Below are 14,918 nucleotides of genomic sequence, written 5' to 3'. Positions count from 1 at the left end.
GTCAGCCTCCCGTGCCCAGGACCGGGACGACGTCGACCGTCCCCTCCGCGGCGAGCGCCGTGAGGACCACGGGGAGCAGCGAGCTGGGAACCAGTACCTGGACAGCTCTCCCGCCTGACGCACCGAAGGCGCTCGACGGCGTGCTCACCTCGGCGATCGTCAGACTTCCCGCCAGCTCGCGCGGGTCCGCCGGCTCGGCACCCTCCTTCGGCGCGGGCGGGGTGAACCACAGGTCCACGAGTGCGCCGGGCACCACGTCGCTGGAGGGTGCACGCGTCAGTGTCACGGAGACGGGTCGCAGGTCGAGGTCGGCGGCCGAACCCACCGCCGACGCGGGCACCAGCTCGCCGCGACCGACAGCACGGACGACCACACCGTCCGTCGCCACCGGTCGGTCGGCGCGCAGGTAGTGGTCGAGGTTGACCGTACCCAGCCGGACGTCGACGACCGCGAGCTCGTCGGCCGCGACCCGGTCTCCCGGCACCAGCGCAGCACGCGTCATGTACACGGGGACAGTGGCCTGCGCCGTGCGCACCGCCCACGAGCCGAGCAGCACGGACGCGGCGACCATCGCGACGCCCGCCAGGAGCCGGGGGTCACGCCAGCCGGGGCGCCGCAGCCGCGCCGCCACCGGTGCGGGCAGGTCCATCACGCTCGTGTCCATCGGCTCCCCTGGTTCATGGTGCATCGCTGCCGACGGCCATCCTGCCGTCTGCGGACCGACGCGAACGGAGCATTGTGGACAACCGGGTCCGGGCGCCACCGCGTGCCACACTGCGGTCATGTCTTCGCGGTTCCTGACCCTCGCGGACGTCACCGAGGTGCTGAACATCTCGGCGCCGCAGGCCTACGCTCTCGTGCGCTCCGGCGAGCTGCCCGCCATCCAGATCGGCGGCCGGCTGCAGTGGCGCGTCGAGTCCACCGAGCTGGAGAAGTACATCCAGCGGATGTACGAGCAGACGCGCGCCCGGATCTCGAGCGACGGCAGCACGATCGACGACGGCCCCGGGGACTGACCGGCTCTCAGCCTGTCTGGACGACCTGCAGCGTCCTGAACGCGACTGCCCACACGCCACGGCGCGGTCCGTCGACGTCGGCGAGGTCCAGATGGTCCGCCCCGACCCGCTCGATGCGACCGGTCAGGTCGGCGCTGCCAGCCTGCACCCGAACCACGACCCGGTCCCGTGCGAGCGCGCGCAGAGCGTGACCGAGCCCCAGCCGCGACTCCACCGCGCCGGCCGCCGGCGCAGCGTGCGGCGCGAGCCCGTCGACCGCCGCTGCCGCAGCGACCGGGACGAGTGCACGCCGGACGGGTGACGTGGCCAGCAGGATCCACTCCGGCGCGGCGTCGATCAGCTCACCTTCGACGACGTCGACACCCCCCACCAGCACCCGGACCGAGCGACCGACCGACGCCCGGGCTCGAGCGGCGAGGGTGATCGACGCCCGCTCGGCGCGCGCGAGCTCGGCCACGTCCGCCCGGACGTCAGCGAGCCGACCGGCCGCGAGCTGGGCCTCCATGTCCGCGAAGAGCGACTCCCACCGCATCCGTGCACGGTACCGGGGTGTCACCGCGGTAGGCGCTGCTCCCCCGTGCGATCACCGACGGGAGTCGGCCGCCCGGCGTCGCCGCGTCCACGCCTCGTCGACGACGACGGCGAGCCCGATCAGGACGATCATGGCCCAGAACGAGCGCCGGTCCGACGTGTACAGGTCCACGACGAACCACACCAGCACGAAGCCGGAGACCGCGACCGCGACCGCGGTCAGCACCGGAGACGCGTTGAGCTCGGACCTCAGCCGGAACGCCGCCACGGCGACGAGCAGGAAGACCGCGAGCGAGACGGCGCTGCCGACGGAGGCGAGCGCCCCGACGCTGAGCACGGTGACGAGCGCGACCGTCAGCGCCGCGGTGATGAGCAGCCCGCCGTGCCGACCCAGCCGTGTGCCCGGGCCGAACGCCCGTGGGAAGGTCCCGGAGCTCGCCAGTGCCGCGCACAGCCCGACGGAGCCGTACAGCATCGCGGTCACCGTGGAGGCCGTCGCCAGCAGCGCCGCGCAGGCCATCATCACGAACCCGGCCTGTCCGAGCGCCGGTTCCGCCGCGACGGCCAGGGCCGTCGGGCCTGCGGCCACCACCTCGTCGACGGGCAGGGTGCCGAAGACGGCGATCGCGACGGCCACGTACAGGGCGGTGGTGATCGCGAGCGAGGCGTACATCGCGACCGGGAGCTCGCGGCGGGGCTCGGCCAGGTCGCCGCCCGAGAACGAGATCACCGCGAAGCCGAGGAACGCGAAGAACGTCAGGGCGATGCTGGCCACGATGTCGTCCACGCCCGGGTAGGTGCTCGGCGCGAGGAGCGCGGCATCCACGTGCGGCAGCGTGCCGACGACGAACACCGCGAACACGACGAGAAGGAGGCCCACGATCGCCGTCTGCACCCGGTCGATGAGACGCGGCCCGGCGACAGTGACCCAGGTCCCGAGCACGACCAGCGCCGCGGCGCACAGCTTCGACAACCAGCCCCCCGGAGGTGCGTCGGCGAGCAGCACGGCGGCGTAGTCCCCGAACGAGGCGGCGACCATCGCGCCCACCACCACGATCGCCGTCAGGTACCCGAGCCACGCGGCCACACCGACGAGCCGGCGGCTGGCGAAGCCGTGCTCCAGGTACACGATCAGCCCACCGGACGACGGCCAGCGCATCGCGAACTTCACGAGCGTGTACCCGAGCGTCGCGGACATCGCCCCGGCCAGCAGGAACGAGATCCACACCGCGGAGCCGGCGACCGCGCCGGCCTGTCCGAGCAGCGCGAAGATCCCCGCACCGACCATCGCGCCGATCCCGAGCACGACGGCGCCGCGCACGGTCAGCCGGGCAGTTGCCGCAGGTGCCGGCTCGGACATGGGGTGCCCCCTCGGATGCTGCCGCAGGTGCCGCGGCGGGCACGCCCGACGATAGCCGCGACACCGGGCGGCGCGGGCCAGCTTCGACGCCTCGGCGCACCACCTCTGCAGCCGCATGTCGGACATCGCTGGACATACCCAGACCCGCTCAGGTACATCTATGCCACGCAAGCATTATCAAACTGCATCAAACAACATGGTCAGGGGTACACATGGTGGGCACCGGAGTGCGGAGAGCAGGGACGTCGATCGGCGGGCTGCTCGCGGGGACGCTGGCGTCCGCGACGCTGGCGGGGGTGCTCGCGCTGCACGTGCGAGCCGTGCTGGTGGACCACCTGGGGCCGTGGCGGGTCGACGCCGTGATCGAGCTCGCCGTGGCCGCCGTCGGTTCTCTCGTCGCCGCCTGGCTGGCGGCAGGGGCGCTGCTGGCAGCCGTGTGCGTGGTCGTCCGCGCGGCGGGCGCGAGCTGGCGGGCCGGCGAGCGGCTGGTCCACCGCTGCGCCCCGCAGGTCGTGCGCAAGGCTCTCGTCCTCGCCGTCGGGGCCGGGATCGGGCTCGGGGTGGCGACAGGCGCCTCGGCTGCCGCGCCGGAGCCCGCAGCGACGGCGTCAGCCACCGTCGCGGCGACCGACGCTGCCGTGCGCGACGACCTCGGGTGGGCGGTGACCACCCGATCGACCACCCAGACGACCACTCCGCCGAGCACCGCGGCGGCAGCGACACCCACGCCGCAAGCCTCGTCGACCAGCCCAGCACCCTCGGCGACCACCCCGTCGACCGTCGCGACGACCGCCGTCGAGCCGGCACCCGACCAGGGCGTGGACGCGCCCGCTCCTCCGGGGGCCCCCACCGAGGTGCCCCTCACCGAGGGGACGCCCAGCGAGGTCACCACCACCGGGTACCCCACGACCGCCCCGGCTCCCCACGGCGCCGTTGCCACGACCGTCGTCGTGGCAGTAGGGGACAGCCTCTGGTCGATCGCAGCACGCCACCTCGCGCCCGGCGCCGGCGACGCACAGATCGCCGCCGCATGGCCGCGCTGGTACGACGTGAACTCCGGGGTGATCGGTGCCGATCCCGACGTGATCCAGTCGGGTGAGGTGCTCACGGTGCCCGTGACGGCCGAGGAGCCGGCGCTGTGAGCGCCGACGTCGGCGCTCTCGTGCTCGCCCGTGGCCGCACCCCCGCCGAGGATGCCTTCGCCCGGGTGCGCACGGCCGGTCCGGCGCACGGGACCGCGCCGAGACGCCCGTCCGGCCCCACCCGCCCCGGGGATGTCGGCGCGCGGCGTCCCCAGGTCCGGCTGGTCCCCGCCGTGGCGCCCGCGCTCGTCGAGGAGGCGACCGGGCCTGCCCACGCAGCACCCGAGACTGCCGCCAGTCGCATCGCGGTCCTGCGCGTCAGCGACCGGTCGCTCGTGATGGAGGCCGACGACGACGCTCCCCGCCAGCTGCCCGACGGCGACCCCGCGACGGTCGCCCGGGCGGTCGCGCTGGCCTCGCTGGAGGTGCTGGCCGGCCGACGCTCCGTCGCGCAGCTCGCCCGCTGGCTGAGCCCAGGTGTGTACGAGTCCCTCCAGGTCCGGGCCGGCCTGACCCAGCGTGTGCTCGGCACGAGCGGTGGGACCCGACCGCCCGTGATCCGCCGGGCCCGTGCCTGCCGCGTCGACTCGCACGTCCTGGAGGCGAGCCTGGTGGCCGACGACGGGGCGCGCGTGCGAGCTGTCGCGCTCCGGTTGGAGGGCCATCGAGGCGGCTGGCGCGTCACCGCCCTCGAGATCGGCTGAGCCTCGACGCGCGGAAGCTCGCCCCCCGGCCGGAGGGCGGGCTTCCGACGTGTCAGCGCTTGCGCTGCTGCTTGGCGGCCTTGCGACGTGCTTCGCGGTTGGTGTCGCCGTCGCTCGCAACCGGACGGGTTCCGGCACTCTTGCCGCCGGCGTCGCCGCGCGTGACGACGCCACCGTCGCCGTCCACCGACGGGGCGCTGTACTGCAGCGGAGCACGCCGCTCCGGGCCGTCAATCCCCTTGGCCACGAGCGTGCCCGGCGTGGGGCCGTCGGAGACCGACCGCGGCAGCGTCGCCTGCGCACCCGCACTGGCCGCAGCAGCGACCGCGGAGTCGGCAGTCACCGCGGGGGCCTCAGGCGCTGCGACCTGGACCTCCAGGTTGTACAGGTACCCGACCGTCTCCTCCTTGATGGCATCGGTCATCGCGTTGAAGAGCTGGAAGCCCTCCCGCTGGTACTCCACGAGCGGGTCGCGCTGGGCCATCGCGCGCAGGCCGATGCCCTCCTTGAGGTAGTCCATCTCGTAGAGGTGCTCGCGCCACTTGCGGTCGAGGACCGACAGGGTCACCCGGCGCTCGAGCTGGCGCATGTTCTCCGAGCCGATCTGCTCCTCGCGCTCCGCGTAGGCGTGCTCGGCATCGGAGAGGATCTCGCGCTCGATGAGCTCGGCGGACAGTCGCGTGGGGCCACCGGCCTGGTCGACGACCTCGTCCGGGGTGATCGAGACGGGGTACACGCCCTTCAGAGCGGTCCACAGGGCGTCCAGGTCCCAGTCCTCCGGCCGACCCTCGGTGGTGGCGCCGGTGATGTACGCCGAGAGCACGTCGGAGCGGAAGTGCCGGACCTGCTCGTGCAGGTCCTCGCCCTCCAGCACGCGGCGGCGCTGCTCGTAGATGACGACGCGCTGCCGGGACATGACGTCGTCGTACTTCAGGACGTTCTTGCGGATCTCGAAGTTGCGCGACTCGACCTGCGACTGCGCCGACTGGATGCCGCGCGTGACGATCTTCGACTCGAGCGGCATGTCCTCGGGGAAGCCGGCACGCGTCATCATCGACTCCGCGAGCGACGAGTTGAACAGACGCATCAGGTCGTCCTGCATCGATAGGTAGAAGCGGGACTCGCCCGGGTCTCCCTGACGTCCGGAACGGCCGCGCAGCTGGTTGTCGATGCGCCGGGACTCGTGGCGCTCGGTGCCGAGCACGTAGAGCCCGCCCAGCTCGACGACCTCGTCGTGCTCCGCGGCGACCGCTTCCTTGGCCGCCTCGAGTGCGGCCGGCCACGCGGCCTCGTACTCCTCCGGCTGCTCGGCGGGCTCGAGGCCCCGGGCGGCCAGGTCCGCGACAGCCATGAACTCGGCGTTGCCGCCGAGCATGATGTCGGTGCCACGGCCAGCCATGTTCGTCGCGACGGTGACGGCGCCCTTGCGGCCCGCCTGCGCGATGATCGACGCCTCACGCGCGTGCTGCTTGGCGTTGAGGACCTCGTGCGGCACTCCTTGCTTCTTCAGCTTGGACGAGAGCAGCTCGCTCTTCTCGACGCTGGTGGTGCCCACGAGGACCGGCTGACCGTGCGCGTGGCGCTCGACGATGTCCGCGACGACGGCGTCGAACTTGCCCTCTTCGCTCTTGTAGACGAAGTCGCGCTGGTCGATGCGCTGCATGTCCCGGTTGGTCGGGATGGGGACGACACCCAGCTTGTAGGTGCCCTGGAACTCGGCAGCCTCGGTCTCGGCCGTACCGGTCATCCCCGCCAGCTTGCCGTACAGGCGGAAGTAGTTCTGCAGCGTGATCGTGGCGAGCGTCTGGTTCTCGGCCTTGATGGCCACGCCCTCCTTCGCCTCGATCGCCTGGTGCATGCCCTCGTTGTAGCGACGACCCGGCAGGATGCGGCCCGTGTGCTCGTCGACGATCAGCACCTCGCCGTTCATCACGACGTAGTCCTTGTCGCGCTTGAAGAGCTCCTGCGCCTTGATGGCGTTGTTGAGGAAGCCGATCAGCGGAGTGTTGAGGGACTCGTAGAGGTTGTCGATGCCGAGGTAGTCCTCGACGCGCTCGATGCCGGGCTCGAGCACGCCGACCGTGCGCTTCTTCTCGTCGACCTCGTAGTCGCGCTCCGCCTGCAGGCGGCGGGCCACCTTGGCGAACTCGGCGTACCAGCGGTTGGCGTCACCGGACGCGGGGCCGGAGATGATCAGCGGGGTCCGCGCCTCGTCGATGAGGATCGAGTCGACCTCGTCCACGATGGCGAAGTTGTGGCCGCGCTGGACCAGCTCGTCGGTGCTCCACGCCATGTTGTCGCGCAGGTAGTCGAAGCCGAACTCGTTGTTGGTGCCGTACGTGATGTCGCACGCGTACTGCTTGCGGCGCTCGGTCGGATCCTGGCTGGACAGGATCACACCGCTGGTCAGCCCGAGGAACCGGTACACGCGACCCATGAGCTCGGCCTGGTAGCTGGCCAGGTAGTCGTTGACGGTGACCACGTGCACGCCGTCGCCGGACAGGGCGTTCAGGTACGCGGGGGCCGTCGCGACGAGCGTCTTGCCCTCGCCGGTCTTCATCTCGGCGATGTTGCCCAGGTGCAGGGCGGCACCGCCCATGAGCTGCACGTCGAAGTGGCGCTGCCCCAGCGTGCGCCGAGCCGCCTCGCGGACCGTGGCGAACGCCTCGGCGAGCAGGTCGTCCATCGTCTCGCCCTCCGCGAGCCGGGCGCGGAAGCGGTCCGTCTCCTCGCGCAGCTCGGCGTCAGACAGCGCGACGAAGCTGTCCTCCAGGGCGTTGACCTGCTGGGCGATGCCCGACAGCTTCTTGACGATCCGGCCTTCACCGAGGCGCAGGACCTTCTCGAGGATCGCTGGCACGCACTACTCCCGACGTGTTCGCACTCCGGGCGCGCGCGGCGTCGGAGCGGCTGAGGTGACCGGCCGCACGGCCGGGCGCGTCCATCGTAGGCGAGCCTGCGCGACGTGGGCGAAGAACGACCACCGCGGCCGCCAGCAGGACGGCGCCGAGCACGCCGGCGGGGCCGAGCCGCTCGTCGCGCAGCACGACCGCACCGACGGTGGCCGTCAGCGGCTCGAGCAGGGCGAGCAGGGCTGCGGTCGTCGCGGGGACGTGCCGCAGGCCCGTGAAGTAGGCGCTGTACGCCGCCGCGGTGGGCACCACGGCCAGGTAGGCGAGGAGCACCCAGCCCTCGGCGTCGGACGGGACGGCGAGGCCCGGACCGGCCACCGCGGCGACCGGAAGCAGGAGGATTCCGCCGAGCGTGAACGACGTCGCCGTCAGCGGCAACGGACCCAGGCCAGGCACGCTGCGGCGGTTCAGGCCCGTCATCGTCGCGAACGCCGCAGCGGCCACGAGGGCGAGCAGCGCGCCGGCCGCGGTCCCCGGACCGGCCGCGTCCGAGGGGCCGACGAGGAGGACCAGCCCTGCCAGCGCCAGCCCGAGCGCCACGACGGTGCGCGACGACGGCATCCGCCGGGCGGACACGGCGGTGCCCATGGCCACGAGCAGCGGGGCTGCCCCGAGGGCGACCAGCGTGGCGACCGCGACGCCGGCCCGCTGGACCGCCGCGAAGTACGCGGCCTGGTACACGGCGGCGAGCACAGCCGTCTGCACCACCAGGAGCAGAACGGGTCGCGTGCGGGCAAGCCCACGCAGCGCGCCGGCCGCCGCGAGCGCCAGCAGCAGCACTCCGCCGCCGCCGAGCAGCCGGTAGGCGGCGACCGTCAACGGTGGGAGGCCCGCGGCGTCCGCCAGCGCGGCACCCGCCAGACCGCCCGTGCCCCACAGGACACCGCCGAGCGCGACGAGGGCGAAGTCGCGAGGCCGCGTGTCGTGCGTCATGCCGAGCGGACAGCGCGCGCCAGGTCGGGCGCGAGGTCGCCGCGCAGCAGCCCGTCCCGGTCGCCGACCACGATGTCGTCCAGGCCGAGCCAGCCGGCCAGCTCGCGCAGCTCGGCAGCCAGCGGCTCCACCACGTCGGCGTCCGGCACCGTCGACCCCGTCACCCGGTGCGCGGCGTGCACGCGCAGGACCCCGGCCTGACGGTCGGCCTTGAGGTCGACCAGCGCCGGCAGCGACTCCCCCAGCAGGAACGGCAGGACGTAGTAGCCCCACACGCGCTTGGGCTCGGGGACGTAGATCTCGATGCGGTAGCGCAGACCGAACAGAGCCTCCAGTCGCCGGCGCTCGAACACCAGCGGGTCGAACGGGTTGAGCAGCGCGCGTCCGGTGGCGCGCCGTGGCAGGTCGGCGTCCCGGTGCCGCCACACGCGGCCCCGGTTCCACCCGTCGACCTCCACCTCGTGCAGCACGCCCTCCTCGACCAGGTCGGCGATCGCGGGGGCGACCCGGTCCTCCTTGATGCGGAAGTAGTCCGCGAAGCAACGCAGCGTGCCGATGCCGTGCGCGCGCGCGCCGATCTCCGTCAGCGCCCGGACCGCGTCCTCGTCCGACGGCTCCGGGCGGGCCAGCACGTCCGGTGGGAGCACGCGGCTGGTCAGGTCGTAGCGGCGCTCGAACGCACCGTTGCGCCCGGCCGACGTGATCTCGCCCGTGAAGAACAGGAACTCGAGCACGCGCTTGGCCACCGACCAGTTCCACCCCCACTCCCCGCGGGTGGTCGGGTGGTCGGCCTCGAAGTCCTCCTGCACCTGCCGCGCGGTGACCGGGCCGCGCGCGGCGATGATGGCGCGGATCTCCTCGACGAGCGGCGAGTGCTTCAGGGGCACCTCCGCGATCGCGCCCCACGCCTGCGTCAGGTAGGCCCGCTGCCGCCAGCCCAGCAGCCGGAACGTCTCCGGGGGCACGTACGACGCCATGTGCGCCCACGTCTCGACGAGCCGGCGCGGTGCCGCGCCGGAGGCACGGTCGAGGAGCGCCGGGTCGTAGGCGCCCACCCGGGAGAACACCGGGAGCAGGTGCGCGCGGGCCAGCACGTTGACGGAGTCGATCTGCAGCACGCCGAGGCGGTCCACCACCTGCTGGAACTGTCGCATCGTGGGCTCGGCGGCCCGCACCGGGCGAGGACGGTCGAGCCCTTGCGCGCGCAGCGTGATGCGACGGGCCTGCGACAGAGTGAGGCGTTCGACTCCCGGGACGGTCACACGCACATCCTGCCGTGGCCCACCGACACGACGACGCCCGGCGGTCCTGTCGACCGTGCCGGGCGTCGTCGTGGTGTCGGTACCGGTCAGCCGCCTACTGTCGCCAGTGGTGCTGCGGTCACCGCTGCGTCGAGCTTGATCACCCCGTAGCTCCACCCTCGCCTGCGGTACGCGACGGACGGCTGGGCCGTCTCCGCGTCGATGAACAGGAAGAAGTCGTGGCCGACGAGCTCCATCTCGTACAGCGCGTCGTCGACCGTCATCGGCTGCGCCTGGTGGACCTTCTCGCGGATGACGACCGGCGAGTCACCGAGTGTCGTCTCGACCGCGGCGTCCGGGTCGACGGGCGTGGCCACGGCCGGTTCCGGCTCGGGCGGGCGCACGTCGACGGGGGCGATCGGAGTGTGGTTGCGGTGGTCCTTGCGCCGGTCGCGCGTCCGCCGCAGCCGCTCGAGGAGCTTCCCCAGGGCCAGGTCGAGGGCCGCGTACCTGTCGTCCGCGCACGCCTCGGCGCGGATCACGGGGCCACGGTCGACGACGGTGAGCTCGACGCGCTCACTGCTGCCAGCCTGTCGGGGATTCGTCTCGTGCGACACGACGACGTCGATCCGTTGGGCGCGGGGGGCCAGCTGCTCGACTTTCGCGAGCTTCTGCTCGACGTGCGCCCGATACTTCGGAAGCACCTCGGTGTGCCGGCCGGCAACCACGATCTCCATGTGAGCCTCCTGAGAGGGTCAGGGGCGGGTCGTGCCCGCCCGAGGGTGACAGTGCGATGGGCTGCCCTGAGGGCAGTCGGGCGGCGTCACCTCCTCCCGCGGCCGGCCCGGTCGACCCGGTGGGGTCGGGTCCGTGCACGCCGTCGGCTCAGGACCCCACGCTAACCCCGCGCCAGCCCCCGAACCACTCGCCCCGGCGACGGATCACCCAGTGGACACTCCCGGGCGGGCGGTAGCCTCGGCACGCTCTGCGGGCCTGGGGTCGACGCGAGCGTGACGGCACCGATGACCCGAGCGCCGGCCCGCTCGAGCGTGGAACGGCATGCGGCGACGGTCGCACCCGTGGTGAGGACGTCGTCCACCACGAGGACGTCGCGATCAGCCAGCCGCGCACGGTGCCGCGTCGGCACCCGGACGTGTCCGGCGAGGTTGCGTGCGCGCTCTCGTGCGCCCAGACCGACCTGGTCGTGGCCCCGCGAGCGGACGAGTACCGGCGCGGGCCAGGCGGGCACTCCCGCACCGACGAGACCATTCCCGACACCGACCGCGAGCGCGTCGACGAGGTTGCCGCCCCGGCGCCGACGCGCCGCGGCCGTCGACGGACAGGGCACGACCAGCAGAGGTCCGGCACCGACGTCGACGCTCAACCCCTCGGCGGCGCTCCCGAGGGCCGCCGCGAACGGGCGAGTGAGGTCGAGGCGCCCGCGGTCCTTCCACGCGACGACCGCGCGTCGGACGTGGCCGGTGCAGTCAGCGAGGGTCCACACCGGCAGCGGCCCGCGACCGTCCATCCGGTCGAGCCGCGTAGCCCGGTCCTCGCACCGCCACAGCCGGCCCGCGAGGCGTCGGGCGCACGACGCGCACCACGCGACGTCGTCGAGCCCGCAGCCCGCGCACTCGACCGGGACGAGCAGACCGAGCAGCTCACGTGCGAACGTCATGGGCCAAGACTGCGCACCGGACGACGCCGCCCGCGGTGGCGGGCCCGCTCGCTGTGGACGGGCGTGGGCTGTGGTCGGCTGGTCAGCCGGGGAACGACGGGTACGACGCGCCCGCGATCCCGAGCACCTGCGCCCAGGTGGACCCCACGAACCTGCGCAGCTCGCCGTCGGTCGTCGAGACGTAGATGACGGAGTTCCCGGCCAGGTCGGCGAGGTTCGCGACCTCGGGCAGCGCCCTGGTCGGCCCGGCGACGGGGACCAGGTGGACGGCCGCGTTGCCGACGGACCGGCCGACGACCGCCAGCGTCGACTCCTCCGACCACACCACCGCCGACGCGTCGACCAGCGACGCGCCCGCACGGATGGGAGGACCCAGCCGCTGGGGCGCGCCCGACTCGTCACGCGTGATCGCCGCGACGTCGACCTGGACGCCGTCGGCCCCGGCGGAGACGACGGCGATCCGGACCCCGTCGCGCGCCACCCGGACCGCACGCACCGCTCGGCCCTCCAGCCAGTCGGCGCTGACCTGGACGGTCGGTGCACCCACGCGTGCGGCGACGAGTCCTCGGGACGGCTGTGCCGTCCATGCCCAGTCGAACCGGTCGACGGACGGTGCGACCAGGTTCGAGCCGCTCAGGAGCTCCTGCGGTCCGGCCTCCGTCGTCGGAACCGTGGTCAGCGTGCTGGGCCCGGAGAGCATGACCCGCACCGAGCCGTCCTCGTTCCGTGCCGGGCTGCGCGGGTCGAGCCCGGCGAGCGGGTCGAGGCCGGGCACGGGCTCGACCTCGCCGTCGACGATCGCAACGAGACGGTCCTCCTGGACGAACTCGACGGTGCCCGGCGGGCCGGACCCGCTCTCGAGCGTCGCCGAGCCCTCGAGCGGCACGTCGCGGGCGAACACCTGCACCGAGCTGATGCCGGGCACCGGCCGCAGGCTGGCGTCGATCTGGGCGATCAGCAGGTCACGGTCCGCGCGGGTCACCGCGAGCGCGGGCTCCAGCCTGACCACCGCGACACCCTCCTCGTCGACGAGGACGGCCTCGGGGTTGAGCTCGACGCCGTCGGGCACGGCCGTGACGACAGCATCCTGCAACCAGGCGGACGGCCCGTCGAGCAGCTCTCGGACGATCGACGTGCGCAGGTTCTTCGTCGGGAACCAGCGCTCCTCGGGGACCAGGAACTTCTGGTCCGGCGACAGGAAGTACAGGGAGGCCGGCCGGAAGCTGCGGGCGAAGTCCTCCTGCTGGAGGATCAGGCCGTCCGGCGTCGCGGCGATCCGCCACTCGTCGGCGTCGTTCTGGACCATCCCGAACGTCACGGACTCACGGCCGTCGGGCGGCGCCTCGGCGTACACGCCGTCCGCACCCACCCGCGCGAGCACGGGAACGTCGATCGTGACCTCGGTCTGTGTCGTGGTGGGCGCAGGCTCGACAGGTCCGGACACGACGACGCCAGCCGACGGGTTCCAGGTGGCCTTGGCCTCACCCGCGAGGTACTGGCGGGCCGTCCGGAAGTCGTCGGTGTAGCCCGCGGCCCCCGCAGCCAGGAAGCCGTCCACGATCTCGGTCGGCGTGTCCCCGGGCTGCGGCCCCTCGGCCAGCACGTCGATCTCCGACGGCTCGGTCACCTCTGCGTTCCCCTGCTCGACCGGGCCGGCCGTGGGGATCGCGGCGCAGGCCGCGAGCACGACGACGGTCCCGAGCAGGAGAGCGGAGCGTCCGAGCCGGCGCGCGATCATCGGACCTCCTGCCGCTCGTCGTCGGAGGGCGCGGTGTCGAGATGGTCAGATCCCATGTCGGGGAGTGCGGCGGGGTCGTTGTGCGGACGCGCGACGATGCGCAGGGATCCGGTGATCGGCGACTCGGCGGGCTGCAGCGGCAGGGGGGAGGCGGTGAGCCGGATGCCGGCGCGCCGCGGGAGCGTGAGCCGGAAGCTCGCACCGCGGCCTGGCCTCCCCCACGCCTCCAGCCAGCCGCCGTGCAGGTGGGCGTCCTCCAACGAGATGGCCAGCCCGAGCCCGGTGCCGCCCGTGGTGCGGGCACGAGCAGGGTCGGCACGCCAGAAGCGGTCGAACACGTGCGCGGCCTCGTCGGGCGTCATCCCGACCCCCCGGTCCCGGACCGTGACCGCGACCGCGTGCGCGTCCGCGCCGACCGTGACCTCCACCGTGCTGCCCTCCGCGTGCTCGACGGCGTTGACCAGCAGGTTGCGCAGGATCCGCTCCACGCGGCGCGGGTCGATGTCCGCGACGCAGCGATCCTCGGGTACGACGACGTGCAGCCAGGTACCGCGCCGCTCGGCGAGCGGAGCGGCGTGGTCCACGGCCTGGATCACCACGTCGCACACGTCGCGACCCTCGGCGTCGAGCACCGCCGCTCCGGCGTCGAACCGGCTGATCTCGAGGAGGTCCGCCAGGAGGTCCTCGAACCGGTCGAGCTGGGTCTGCAGCAGCTCCGCCGAGCGCTTCGCGGCGGGGTCGAAGTCCTCGCGTGACGCGTGGATGACCTCACCGGCCATCCGGATGGTCGTCAGCGGGGTCCGCAGCTCGTGCGACACGTCGGAGACGAACCGCCGCTGCAGCGTCGACAGCTCCTCCATCCGGCGGATCTGGTCCTGGAGGCTGTCGGCCATCTCGTTGAACGAGCGGGCGAGCGTCGCCATCTCGTCCTCGCCCTTCTCGGGCATCCGCTCAGACAGGTGCCCGTCCGCCAGCCGCTCGGCGACCTCCGCCGCGCGGCGCACCGGCCGGACCGTCTGCCGGGTGACGAGCCATGTCATGCTCCCCAGGAGGGCGACCAGGGCGACGGTGGCGAGCCCGAGCGTGCGCTGGAGGAAGTCGAGCCTGTCCTGCTCGGACTGCAGGCTGTACAGGAAGAACAGCTGGTACGTGCCGTCGACGGGCACCGTGACGTCCTGGCCGACCATGACTCCCGGCGACACGCCACCCGTGTCGCGCGGGATCGCGACCGACTGCCACTGCTGGCCCCCACCCGCCGTCTCGAGCCGGAGCTCCGGGCTGACCAGGCTCAGGAGGTCCTGGTTCGTCGTCGCCCCCGACACCGTGACGCTCCCGCCCTGCTGACCCGGCGCGCGCAGGAGGAACACCTCCCGACGGTCCGACCCACCCGTGCGCTGCGCGAGCGCGACGTCGCGCAGCAGGCGCTGCACGTCGGTGCCCGCCGTCGCCGTGGAGGAGTCGAACGTGGCCTGCGCCTGCTGCGTGGAGCGCGCACTCTCCTGGAGCACCTGCTCGAGCCGGGCGTTGAACAGGCCGTCGGCCATGCGGGCGCTGACGTACGCGCCGACCACCGTCAGTGCGACCAGACCGATCGCCAGGGTGGACGTGATGACCCTGACCTGCAGCGAGGACCGCCACACCCGTGACCAGGAGCGGACCCGCCGCCGTGACCGGGCCCGCAGGAGCCGCCAGGCGCCGCTCACACGCACCATGGCGCTGCCCC

The 14,918-nt window shown here is 73.1% G+C and carries 13 protein-coding genes; 3 read left to right on the top strand and 10 right to left on the bottom strand.

Features of this window, described 5'->3' with window-relative positions; genetic code table 11:
* Position 1: 1 nt before the first annotated feature.
* Positions 2-664 carry a hypothetical protein gene (locus tag ASG23_RS10845; protein WP_056024237.1) on the bottom strand — a complete coding sequence of 221 codons (663 nt, stop codon included), beginning with the start codon at positions 662-664 and terminating at the stop codon, positions 2-4.
* Positions 665-782: 118 nt separating this feature from the next.
* On the opposite strand from ASG23_RS10845, the gene ASG23_RS10840 reads away from it, so the two are divergent.
* Complete coding sequence (locus ASG23_RS10840; protein WP_056024234.1) at positions 783-1,016, top strand: helix-turn-helix domain-containing protein; 234 nt, start codon at positions 783-785, stop codon at positions 1,014-1,016.
* Positions 1,017-1,023: 7 nt separating this feature from the next.
* Here ASG23_RS10840 and ASG23_RS10835 read toward each other — a convergent pair whose 3' ends face one another.
* Positions 1,024-1,548, bottom strand: coding sequence for a hypothetical protein (locus ASG23_RS10835; protein ID WP_056024231.1), 525 nt, complete (start codon positions 1,546-1,548; stop codon positions 1,024-1,026).
* A 51-nt stretch (positions 1,549-1,599) separates the two neighbouring features.
* Positions 1,600-2,907: an APC family permease gene (locus tag ASG23_RS10830; protein ID WP_162242685.1), complete on the bottom strand. Its 1,308-nt coding sequence runs from the start codon at positions 2,905-2,907 to the stop codon at positions 1,600-1,602.
* 212 nt (positions 2,908-3,119) lie between these two features.
* On the opposite strand from ASG23_RS10830, the gene ASG23_RS19880 reads away from it, so the two are divergent.
* Positions 3,120-4,049 (top strand): LysM peptidoglycan-binding domain-containing protein, encoded by a 930-nt coding sequence (locus tag ASG23_RS19880; protein WP_056024227.1) that lies wholly within the window; start codon positions 3,120-3,122, stop codon positions 4,047-4,049.
* Positions 4,046-4,693, top strand: a complete 648-nt coding sequence (locus tag ASG23_RS10820; RefSeq protein WP_056024223.1) for an Rv3235 family protein — start codon at positions 4,046-4,048, stop codon at positions 4,691-4,693. The genes ASG23_RS19880 and ASG23_RS10820 overlap by 4 nt, the downstream gene beginning before the upstream one ends.
* Positions 4,694-4,745: 52 nt before the next feature.
* On the opposite strand, the gene secA is transcribed toward ASG23_RS10820, so the two are convergent.
* The 7 genes from secA to mtrB all read right to left on the bottom strand — a co-directional run bounded on the left by secA (position 4,746) and on the right by mtrB (position 14,907).
* On the bottom strand, positions 4,746-7,553 hold the full coding sequence (gene secA, locus ASG23_RS10815) for a preprotein translocase subunit SecA (RefSeq protein WP_056024220.1): 2,808 nt from the start codon (positions 7,551-7,553) through the stop codon (positions 4,746-4,748).
* Positions 7,516-8,538, bottom strand: coding sequence for a DMT family transporter (locus ASG23_RS10810; protein ID WP_056024217.1), 1,023 nt, complete (start codon positions 8,536-8,538; stop codon positions 7,516-7,518). The genes secA and ASG23_RS10810 overlap by 38 nt, the downstream gene beginning before the upstream one ends.
* Positions 8,535-9,800 (bottom strand): winged helix-turn-helix domain-containing protein, encoded by a 1,266-nt coding sequence (locus ASG23_RS10805; RefSeq protein ID WP_235521016.1) that lies wholly within the window; start codon positions 9,798-9,800, stop codon positions 8,535-8,537. Before ASG23_RS10805 ends, ASG23_RS10810 begins: the two co-directional genes overlap by 4 nt.
* A gap of 86 nt (positions 9,801-9,886) precedes the next feature.
* Positions 9,887-10,516: a ribosome hibernation-promoting factor, HPF/YfiA family gene (gene hpf / locus ASG23_RS10800; protein WP_056024211.1), complete on the bottom strand. Its 630-nt coding sequence runs from the start codon at positions 10,514-10,516 to the stop codon at positions 9,887-9,889.
* A 161-nt stretch (positions 10,517-10,677) separates the two neighbouring features.
* Positions 10,678-11,457 carry a ComF family protein gene (locus ASG23_RS10795; RefSeq protein ID WP_056024208.1) on the bottom strand — a complete coding sequence of 260 codons (780 nt, stop codon included), beginning with the start codon at positions 11,455-11,457 and terminating at the stop codon, positions 10,678-10,680.
* Positions 11,458-11,539: 82 nt separating this feature from the next.
* On the bottom strand, positions 11,540-13,195 hold the full coding sequence (locus ASG23_RS10790) for an LpqB family beta-propeller domain-containing protein (RefSeq protein WP_056024205.1): 1,656 nt from the start codon (positions 13,193-13,195) through the stop codon (positions 11,540-11,542).
* The gene (mtrB, locus tag ASG23_RS10785; RefSeq protein ID WP_056024202.1) at positions 13,192-14,907 is read right to left on the bottom strand and encodes an MtrAB system histidine kinase MtrB; all 1,716 of its coding nucleotides are present in this window, start codon (positions 14,905-14,907) and stop codon (positions 13,192-13,194) included. The genes ASG23_RS10790 and mtrB overlap by 4 nt, the downstream gene beginning before the upstream one ends.
* Positions 14,908-14,918 lie beyond the last annotated feature (11 nt).

It is taken from the genome of Cellulomonas sp. Leaf395 (assembly GCF_001424125.1).
GTDB lineage: Bacteria > Actinomycetota > Actinomycetes > Actinomycetales > Cellulomonadaceae > Cellulomonas.
This window is presented reverse-complemented; position numbering and strand designations above follow the sequence as displayed.

Bases quoted from the DNA above. Each gene is read 5' to 3' on its own strand.
- ASG23_RS10845 (WP_056024237.1), bottom strand. From the start codon at position 664: ATGGACACGAGCGTGATGGACCTGCCCGCACCGGTGGCGGCGCGGCTG.
- ASG23_RS10840 (WP_056024234.1), top strand. From the start codon at position 783: ATGTCTTCGCGGTTCCTGACCCTCGCGGACGTCACCGAGGTGCTGAAC.
- ASG23_RS10835 (WP_056024231.1), bottom strand. From the start codon at position 1,548: ATGCGGTGGGAGTCGCTCTTCGCGGACATGGAGGCCCAGCTCGCGGCC.
- ASG23_RS10830 (WP_162242685.1), bottom strand. From the start codon at position 2,907: ATGTCCGAGCCGGCACCTGCGGCAACTGCCCGGCTGACCGTGCGCGGC.
- ASG23_RS19880 (WP_056024227.1), top strand. From the start codon at position 3,120: ATGGTGGGCACCGGAGTGCGGAGAGCAGGGACGTCGATCGGCGGGCTG.
- ASG23_RS10810 (WP_056024217.1), bottom strand. From the start codon at position 8,538: ATGACGCACGACACGCGGCCTCGCGACTTCGCCCTCGTCGCGCTCGGC.
- hpf (WP_056024211.1), bottom strand. From the start codon at position 10,516: ATGGAGATCGTGGTTGCCGGCCGGCACACCGAGGTGCTTCCGAAGTAT.
- ASG23_RS10795 (WP_056024208.1), bottom strand. From the start codon at position 11,457: ATGACGTTCGCACGTGAGCTGCTCGGTCTGCTCGTCCCGGTCGAGTGC.
- ASG23_RS10790 (WP_056024205.1), bottom strand. From the start codon at position 13,195: ATGATCGCGCGCCGGCTCGGACGCTCCGCTCTCCTGCTCGGGACCGTC.
- mtrB (WP_056024202.1), bottom strand. From the start codon at position 14,907: ATGGTGCGTGTGAGCGGCGCCTGGCGGCTCCTGCGGGCCCGGTCACGG.